The following is a 7,401-nucleotide window of genomic DNA, read 5'->3' as shown; positions in this document are numbered from 1 at the left end:
GTCTCTTCCGTGCCCCCCGGCTGGCGGGGCGGGGCGCAATCTACATATTTCCCGGTCCGGGTCAACATCTTTCAGCACCTTTTTTCAAAGTTTTCCCGCACCCCCTCCGCAACCCCTTGAAAACACACACTTTCACGTCCGAAGTTTTTTCGGCGTTTTTGTCAAACAAGCCGCTCAGTGATCACTTCAGCAGGTCCATTTTTGCAAACTCATCACTCAAGCCCACCAAAATAGCTCCAAATTTATTCGATGTTTGTCTCTAACCGAGCATTTAAGGTATCTTTTTGTAGCGAATGATTCGGATTTCAAACATGATTCCGTGGGCCAAACGGATTTTAAAGGCCGCCAGGAACTGGTGGGTGCACGGCCACGCCAACGAAGCTGCTGCTCTGGCGTTCTATTCCCTCTTCTCCCTGATTCCCATTCTGGTCATCGGCCTGACAGTGGCTTCCTGGATCGTAGACAAGGAGACCGCGTTACGCAGCTTGCTGGAGCGCACCACGGATGTAACAGGGTTCAGCGTCACCAAGTACCTCTCTCAAATCCTTTCCCAAGACCTCAACTGGATCGGCTCAGGCGTATCCCCCATCCTTGGAGGTATCCTCTTGGCCTTCTCAGCCACCAAAGTAATTACTGAATTGAGGCGCTCACTCAGCAAGGTATTTGGCACGCCGCTCTACAAGAAGCGTAGTCATGCAGCACTAGCCAACTTGATGGGGCGTTTCACTTCCCTCATCCTGATTGTCATGCTTGGCATCTCCATAGCCAGCGCGGTGATCTACGAAACAGTGATTGCTCTCATCAAGAACTCCCTCTCTGGATCACCCTTCCTCTTGCAGTTCATTTCCATCCTCTCCCCAATCATCACCCTAGCCGCCATGACCCTGCTGACTGCTATTGTCATGCGCTGGTTACCCAAGCGACCACCTAAATTCAGGGAAGCTCTTGTCGGCGGCTTCGCCAGCTCACTGCTTCTTGTCGTCCTGAAATTTGGGCTCACCACCTTTTTACAGCACGCACACATCGGAGACATCTATGGAGGCGCACTGACGCTGGTCCTCCTTCTCCTCTGGGTCTACTTCGTGATGCAAGCCGTTCTCTATGGAGCCGAACTCGCCGCCACGCTAGCCAATGAACGCCGCAGCCTAGAGGATCACGCTGTAGAAGACATGGAAGGGAGCGTTACTGAATATCGCAACCCACAGTCACCTACAGCGCACAGTAAACACTAGGCCTTCGGCTTACGTGCAGCAAAACGCGTGCAATAACCCTGGCCCTCAGAGATATCTAACAAATGGCTCGGCTTACGCCCATTGGCGATCACCGTTTCAATGCCTGAATCTACAGCATACTTCACAGCCTTGAGCTTGGAGGCCATCCCCCCAATGGAAAATCTACCTTTACCGGCGCGGGCGTAATCGAGAACTGATTCCACATCGTTCACATACTCGATGATCTGATCACTCTCAGGCGGCATGAGCCCATCGATATTAGACAGCAGAACCAGTAGACGAGCTCCAACCAGGTTCGCCACACGAGCAGAGAGCATATCATTATCCCCCACACTCAATTCCTCGACGGCCACGGAGTCATTCTCGTTGATAATAGGAATGACATCCGGAAACTGGGAAAGACGAGTCAGTGTATCACTCAATCGCGCACGACGAGCATCATCACGGAAATCATCCGCCGTCAGAAGCACTTGGGCCACTCGTAGTCCGAAGTTACCAAAGAGATTCTGGTAGATATGCATCAATCGGGACTGCCCCACTGCTGCACAGGCCTGACGTGACGGCACGTCATTTGGGTAGGAATCCAAGCCCAACTCGGAGATACCGGCGCCCACCGCACCACTGGAAACCAGGATACACGGCTGACCACTCGCCACCAAGTCAGCCAAACCTGTGACCAACCTTACCAAAGATGCACCATCCAACTGCCCATCCGAATCTCTCGTGAGGACACCTGTTCCGACCTTTACAACGGTATGCTTCATACAACTTCTATTGATGTCGCTGCAGCATCCTGAATGGCTCTGCAGACTGCTGGGAAGATTTGCTTTTTACGGCTCACAACTCCAGACGCTTCCAAGACATAATCACTAGAATTCTCAAACGGCAAGACATCGATAATCTTTGGATCACCTACCGCCACTATACGGCTGTGGTGTTTGGTGATATCCGTCACCGCCAGCAGGGCGAGGTCATAACCTTTATTTTCAGAGAGTTTCTTCAGTGAATCCACCATCTCATCACAGCGTTCATCAAACTTCTCCAAGCTCATTTCCTCCACTTGGGAAATACTGATGAACTTACCGGACTCATTAAACTCCTTACGGTCGGTTCCGATCAACTCGTCCACCGTGCCTTTTAAGAGCAGTGAACCTGAAGCAAAGAAGTCATGGGTAAATTTCTCAGCCTGAACTCCTGCTATGTCACACAACCAAGCTAGCATATCTCTATCGAGATCCGTTGTCGTTGGTGAGGTGAGGTTGAGAGTATCAGAAATAAGACCCGCACAAAGACACATGGCCACCCCCCTGGAGAGCGGTACGCCAAGATAGCGGAATTTACGCGCCACCAGTGTCGATGACGACCCAACTGGCTCGTTCAAGAAGCGGATCGGCTCACGGGAAACCACGTTCCCGCCCAGTCTGTGGTGATCAATCACCTCGACCACTTCAGCCTCTTCGACACCGCGGACGGCTTGAGAATATTCATTGTGATCCACCAGCACGAGACGCGTACGCGGAGGATCCACCAAGGCTGACTTGCGAAATACACCGACGAGTTTACGAGCTCCCGAGCGAGCTTTGATCTTCACCACAGGGAAAAGATCCTGTCGCGCAGCACTCAGACGCTTACGGATATCACTTACCGCTTCGGTAGCCTCTACACAGAGAAATTCATCGCCGAGCGCATTTTTCACCACCCGGGAACAGCGCACCAACTGCACGGTTGTCGCCGTATCGTACTTAGACAAAATCACGATCACGCCCTTCTCACGAGCCGCTTTACACACCTCCGCATCCACCTGGGAACCACCAGTAACCACCAAGAGGCGTACTCCATGATCCACGGCAGTTTCTTGCATCTTTGGTCTATCTCCACAAATCACGATCTGCTTGTTAGAAAGCCCATCATTCTTCACCCTGGCCAGACTATCACCCACAGTACGCTCACTAGAGGCACCTACGAACATAATCAACTCTTCCTCGACATCCTGATCAGGAAGGTCGGCGCCTGCGAGCTCACCATCCAAGGTCTCAAGAATCTTCTGTGGAGAAGCATGAACCGTCTTCACGTTGTAGCCCGTATCAATACTAGGCGGCATGAGCAGCTGCATCAGGTCCGTGAATTGCAGAATGCCACGGATCTCATTATCATCACTCACGACAGGCACAGACTTCACCTCGCTGTTTTGCATCGCGCGGTAAACGGACAAGAAAGTATCTCCCTCACGAACAGCCACATAATCCTTTTCACAGATCAGCTCCGCGGTGGTCCTCACATCCGAAACCAGAGGCGGAGCTTCAATACCGGCCTGCTCCAGCACCCAAGCCACGCGACTCGGGATATCTCCACAACGAATAGCCATCGCATCAACACCTTCAGATGCCCTGAGATACTCAGCCTGACCAATAGCCGCACAGATTGCGTCTGTGTCTGGATTCAAGTGACCAACAACGTAAGTGGGTTTCTGGCTTTTGAGAGTCATAATATTGGATAGAGAGGCGGACAGCTCATCACATTTCGCCGTCATTGCAATACCGAGTTACCGTTTCTTCCATTTTGTCGTAAAAATAAGTCCGCCCATTCCTAGAATTTCAGATTGGCGCACCATCCCTACACTTTCAAGCCATGAATCAGGACGGATAAACGCCCGTCCAGGCACACCACAAGTGAGCCAAAAGAAGCCCTGCATCAGCTTCACTAAAAGAGAGGCCCACCAAGACGATTGAGGATCAAAATCGGTGATCAGCAAAACACCCTCATCCCCCTGTGCTTTTACCAATTTACGCAATACATTTTCCAAGTCAGCTCCCTCAAACCCATCAATAAAGAACTGGGCGATCACCGCATCATAACCCTCATCATCCCAACTCTCGAAAGACTGGCAACACCAGTGAACACGCTCAGCAGCCTCATACCCCTCCACCTCTCGTCTGGCCTGACCAATCATCCGCTGGCTGATCTCCACATAATCTATGACAGGCTCAAGCCCCCGCTCAAACAAAGCCTTTAAAAACCGTCCGTCACCCCCTCCCACGACCAGCAGCCGCGCACCGGTATGATCAAGACATTGCTCCAGTTCATTCAAACAGGATTCTCGCGCCTCCTGAAGCCTACTTGCGAACACCAGACGCTCACAAAATGCATAGACGCGCGAGACTCTTCCGAAACTCATGAAAGAAAGAACATCAACGGAGCCGGCACTACCAAGGCAATGTCCGCAAGCACCCGCTGGGCATCCAAAGAAAACTTGTATCGCTTGCGATTAATCACTTGCAGTAAAGCCGCAGAGATCATCACCGCGTAGCACAGAGGCCTTCCGTAATCATCCACGAAAAACGCCGCAGAGATCATTGCGCCAGCCACGAGAGCCATCAAACCCGCACTCAGTGAGAACTCACTAGCATCCTTCACCTCCTGATCATCAGATCTCCGTGAACGCTCCCACAAATCAATAGCCGTGATATTCATCACGCAAAGCAGGCCAAACAAAACCACGTGCACCGAGAACAGCACCACTCCGAGTGAACCCAGCACCATGATAATATATTCCTTCAGCGCCAGGAGAATCCCTCCAAGCATCGCAATCGCGCCCCCCTCCTGCGAAGCTACCTGCAGAGGAGCAATGACATCACTCAGAACTGCGGGCATGGGCTGGGAATAAATCACCACTGGCACCGCCGTACCGAAGGCAAAGACCATCCCCGCAAAGAAATTCTTTCCGTAGGCGACATCGGCACGATCAAAAGCCGCAACCACAAAATACACGAGCACCAAAAACGCTCCCACCAATCCAGCAGAAAGCATCTCTCGTGACAGCACATACAAAGACGAATAGCCGCTGTAGACAATGACAGCCGCAACCAAAACCAAAAGAAGCCATTTCAGTTTCCAATGGAACTCATGCCTCCATGGCATTTCCCCCTCAACCGGATGCTTCCCACTGAAGACATCCTTAATTCTGTCCAATACATAAACACACCAGACAGCTGCCGCCAATACAGCGTAAGACGACAGTTCGACGTACTGCACCCGCATAGCACGCGCTAACATCCACATCCAGATGCAAGCCACGATGGGCGCATCCAGACTAAGTAGATTTGGCCAAAGCCATGCAGGTGGTCGACGATTCATAGCACTAACTCTTCTGGGAGGACCTATGGCTGGTTATATTCCATACCATGACACTCCTAGTAGATTAGTGCCCCCCTTCGTGATGGTCGCCAGCACCATGATTGTGCCCTTCGTGACCATCAGCTTTCTTTTCACCGTGAGCATCACCGTGCTCTTCTTTACCGTGTTCCTGGTAGAGCTTCTTGGTATCTTCCCAATCGTGCTTCTCGCAGGAAATCATTCCCAAACCAGCTGCCGCAAGGCAGGCACTGAAAATTAATCGCTTCATTACGTGGCAATCCATACCCCCTGCTCCTAGGAAATCAAGACCTCATATGAGCAATCTTTGACTTAGAAGCGGAACAAGCTGCCACCTCTACGCCCCACTAGCACAAAGGCTCCTGCAATCGCCACGCCAAGGAAGATCATCGCCCACACCCCGAGAGCAGAAGCAATCTCGTTGCCATTCCCCAAGGTACTGAGCAAAGCATAGATGGCTTTCGTCACCGGGAAATGCTGAGCCTGCTGGGCCAGAATCAAGCTATCGGAAACCTCCAGCATAGCAAACGCGAAGGCCAAAATACCTCCAGCAGCCAAACTCCCCCCAATCAAGGGAAGACCGATTCGACGGAAAGTTCTTGATGGAGACGCACCCATAGACATCGCCGCCTCCTCCAGAGCCACATTGCTTTGCTGCAAACCAGACACGGCAGCGCGAACCACAAAGGGCAATCGACGAACAGCATAGGCCACAATCAAAAGAAGTGCAGGACTGCCGCCCTCGCCAATCATAAAATGAAACGTCCCACCTTCCCCACTAAGAGCCAGATAACCAAAGGCCAGCACCAGCCCGGGAATGGCAAGCGGCAACATCATCAAAGCATCCAGCACTCCCCTTCCCCAGATCTTACTTCTCACCACGACCCAGGCCACCCCAAGTCCAAGAATAACATCGATCAAGGTAGCTCCTGAAGCATACAACAGACTATTCTGGATAGATCCGACCACCAGTGGATGCCCCAAGCCTTCACTATAGTGAGCTAAAGTCATCCCTTCCGGAAGCACGGTACCATACCAATCCGAAGAGACTGACAAGAAGAACACGCCAAAATGAGGAATGGAGGCGATGGCGAAAGTCATGAAAAACATCAGAGATACAAGCCATCCTTTACCCCCCTTGAGCTTGCGCTCCTTATGCTGTCCCTTGGGACGCGATGCTGTACCAAGCTTGCTACGCCCCATCACCAACTTGGAACTCGCGAACACGATCACGGAGATCACCAACATGACCGCCACCAAGGCATAGGGCATAGGGTTTCCGCTCAAATCCTTGATCCCATCATAAATCTGGACGGGAGCTACGCGCGTGTAATCAAACACCAAGGGCACCCCCAACTCAGTGAACGACCAAATAAACACAATGGCCGCTCCCGCAAAAATCCCCGGCATACAGAGAGGCAGCGTAATCTTCTTAAAACGCTTCCATGGAGACGCCCCCAAGTTCTGCGCAGCCTGCTCCATGGTCGGATCCAGATTACCCAGCGCGGCCAATACATTCATATAGAGAATAGGGTACAAATGCATCGAGTTCATCAACACCACTCCCCAGAAACTCCCCCCTCCTAGCCAATCCGTGGGGTAGTCAGCATTCATCAAACCCAAATCAATCAAGAAGGCATTCAGAGCCCCCTGAGTCCCCAAGATGTGCTTCACCCCAACAGCTCCCACAAATGGCGGCAGCACCAAAGGCGCCAAGATAAGACCCGTCAGCCATTTCTTCCCAGGAAACGCCCAACGGTAGGACGCCAAGGCCAAGGGCAGTGCGATCAGAAAGGTGACTATCGTGGAAGTAATCCCTAACAAAAGGGCATTCCAAAGCCCCTCGAGATAAATCGGGATAGTGAAAATCTTGAGGAAGTAATCTAGGGTAAAACCACCCTGATCTCCAGTGAACGCCTCCCGCATCACTTCACACACGGGATAGATGAAGAAGACCCCGAAAAACAGAGTCACTAAAACCGTTACTAGTATCGCCTTACCGCTTTTCATCTTCCAT

General features: G+C 51.8%; 8 protein-coding genes. 2 read left to right on the top strand and 6 right to left on the bottom strand.

Translation table 11 applies throughout. The annotated features are described in order from the left end of the window. On the top strand, positions 1-263 hold a 263-nt coding region (locus BUB27_RS19085), incomplete at its 5' end, for a hypothetical protein (RefSeq protein ID WP_234991675.1). A gap of 48 nt (positions 264-311) precedes the next feature. Further along, entirely contained in the window at positions 312-1,232 is a 921-nt protein-coding gene (locus BUB27_RS05375) for a YihY/virulence factor BrkB family protein (RefSeq protein ID WP_159434817.1), read from the top strand. Here BUB27_RS05375 and proB read toward each other — a convergent pair. From proB to BUB27_RS05345, 6 genes are all read right to left on the bottom strand, one after another. After that, the gene (proB, locus tag BUB27_RS05370) at positions 1,229-1,996 is read right to left on the bottom strand and encodes a glutamate 5-kinase (RefSeq protein ID WP_143158494.1); all 768 of its coding nucleotides are present in this window, start codon (positions 1,994-1,996) and stop codon (positions 1,229-1,231) included. The genes BUB27_RS05375 and proB overlap by 4 nt on opposite strands. Continuing rightward, the gene (locus BUB27_RS05365; protein WP_143158493.1) at positions 1,993-3,717 is read right to left on the bottom strand and encodes a putative manganese-dependent inorganic diphosphatase; all 1,725 of its coding nucleotides are present in this window, start codon (positions 3,715-3,717) and stop codon (positions 1,993-1,995) included. The genes proB and BUB27_RS05365 overlap by 4 nt, the downstream gene beginning before the upstream one ends. Positions 3,718-3,774: 57 nt before the next feature. Continuing rightward, a complete protein-coding gene (locus BUB27_RS05360) occupies positions 3,775-4,407 on the bottom strand; it encodes a class I SAM-dependent methyltransferase (protein WP_143158492.1) in 633 nt (210 codons plus the stop codon). Beyond that, entirely contained in the window at positions 4,404-5,366 is a 963-nt protein-coding gene (locus tag BUB27_RS05355) for a hypothetical protein (protein ID WP_143158491.1), read from the bottom strand. The genes BUB27_RS05360 and BUB27_RS05355 overlap by 4 nt, the downstream gene beginning before the upstream one ends. Before the next feature lie 64 nt (positions 5,367-5,430). Then, positions 5,431-5,634 carry a hypothetical protein gene (locus BUB27_RS05350; protein WP_143158490.1) on the bottom strand — a complete coding sequence of 68 codons (204 nt, stop codon included), beginning with the start codon at positions 5,632-5,634 and terminating at the stop codon, positions 5,431-5,433. Positions 5,635-5,696: 62 nt separating this feature from the next. Then, on the bottom strand, positions 5,697-7,394 hold the full coding sequence (locus BUB27_RS05345) for an ABC transporter permease (RefSeq protein WP_200797069.1): 1,698 nt from the start codon (positions 7,392-7,394) through the stop codon (positions 5,697-5,699). Positions 7,395-7,401 lie beyond the last annotated feature (7 nt).

The sequence above is a fragment of the Rubritalea squalenifaciens DSM 18772 genome, assembly GCF_900141815.1.
Taxonomy (GTDB): Bacteria; Verrucomicrobiota; Verrucomicrobiia; order Verrucomicrobiales; family Akkermansiaceae; genus Rubritalea; species Rubritalea squalenifaciens.
Note: the sequence above shows the minus strand (reverse complement) of the source record. Positions and strands in the feature narration are given on the sequence as shown.